At 69.0% G+C, this 1,731-nt stretch carries 1 protein-coding gene; it reads right to left on the bottom strand.

Annotated features, from left to right (window positions below):
• Positions 1-83 precede the first annotated feature (83 nt).
• Positions 84-1,731, bottom strand: a 1,648-nt coding sequence (locus tag TN53_RS40445; RefSeq protein WP_046263867.1) for an NEW3 domain-containing protein, incomplete at its 5' end; no start/stop codon positions are given.

Here is a 1,731-nt window from a genome sequence, read left to right as displayed (position 1 = left end):
GCCCGCGCCGCCGAGGGCGGCCGCGGTGGTCATGAAGTGTCTGCGGTTGACTGCCATAGACGTGCCTCTCGCTGGTACGTGGATCACGCGTGCGTGGAGAAGGAGTCGAAGAGTGCTGTCGTGATCTGGTCGGGGTAGTTGAGGTTGACGGCGCCGGCGACCATTCCGGCATCGCCGGTGCCGCTCGCGGAGGCAACGGTGGCGGTGGCCACCTGCTGCCAGGCGGTGCCGTCGGAACTGGCGTACGCGGTGTAGGCGGTGCCGTCGCGGACGAGCTTCAGCCAGGCGGGGGGGTACGAACTGCCGCCTCCTGCCCAGGTGTCGAGCTTTCCGTCGCCGTTGCTGTCGGTCATGAACTCCAGCCCGTAGCTCTGGGTCATGACCAGCACCGCGTAACCGCCCTTCTCGGGTGCGGTCAGGTCGTTGGCGAGGGCGATGCCCGCCTTGCCGACCGGTGAGGGGCTGTTCTGGGAGACCAACTGGGCCTGCCCGGTTGACTTCTCGCCGGCCGCGTCGTCGCGGTAGATGACGCCCTTCTCGTCCTTCCAGCCGGACAGGTCCTGGCCGCCCGCCCAGATGGCGAACTGGTCACCGGCCTGGGCGTACTGAGGGTCCTCTGGGGGGGTGTCGGTCGTCAGATAGGGCTCCTGCACGTTGCCCGGGGCGGCCTTCACCTGCGCCTGTACGGTGTCCGACACCTTCTGCGACCCGCTGGATCCGTTGTAGGTGGCGGTGCCGGTGAGGTCGTGGCTGCCCCAGCGGGCGTCCGCGGCGGGGGTCACCGTCCACGTGGTGGTGAGTGTGGCTCCGTTCTTGAGGGAGCTGGCGGTGGTCGGGCCGGTCGTCTTGGCGCTCCAGCCGTCGGGCAGGTCCAGGGCCGCCTTGACGCTATTGATGGTCCCGGTGCCCCAGTTGGTCACCTCGGTGGTCACCTCGAACGGCTTGCCGGCGTCGGTGGCCGGGGCGTCCGGGGTGATCAGCACGGAGGCGGCCGGAGCGTCGTCGCGCTTGAGCGCCTGTACGGCCTTGGCTGCGCCCTTGGCCTTGAGGTTGACGAAGGCCGGGGTGACGCCGAGCGGTGCCGCGTACCCCTTGAGGGTCTTGGGGCCGCGGATCACGGTGCCCTGGTTGATGTCGTACCAGGTGCCCGGCGGCAGATGGACGGAGCGGGTGGCGCCGGTGCTCAGCTTCGGCGCCGCCAGCACGGCCGGGCCGAGCATCCACTCGTCGGCGACCGTGTAACTCGCCTCATCCTTCGGGAAGTCGAAGAACAGCGGCCGCATGATCGGATCGCCCGTCTTCAGGGTGCTCTGCACCTGGTCCCAGATGTAGGGGGCGAGCTTCTCGTGTGTCTTGATGGCCTGCCGGTAGAGGTCGACCGTCTCCTGGTCGTAGTCCACCTTCTGCCCGGTGGTGGTGTCGTTGGTGTCCACCGGAGAGGTCGAGGCGTACATCAGCGGCATCAGGGAGGCGGATTGCGCCCACCGCACCAGGACGTTCTTCGTCGGTGCGGGCTGGCCGCCGGAACCGCCGATCATGTCCGACTCGACGAACGGGTAGCCGATGGTGGAGATCGCCAGGTTCTGGGAGGCGGAGGCGCGCAGCGAGTCCCAGCCGGTGCCCTTGTCGACCTGGCGGGGGACGAAGCCGGCCTCGTGGGCCGTTTTGTTCCAGTGCACGCGGATGCCGGCGCCCTGGAGGGCGAACTCGTCGGCGAGCTGCGGGCCCAAC

This window comes from Streptomyces sp. WM6386 (genome assembly GCF_000972385.1).
Classification (GTDB): domain Bacteria; phylum Actinomycetota; class Actinomycetes; order Streptomycetales; family Streptomycetaceae; genus Streptomyces.
Note: the sequence above shows the minus strand (reverse complement) of the source record. Positions and strands in the feature narration are given on the sequence as shown.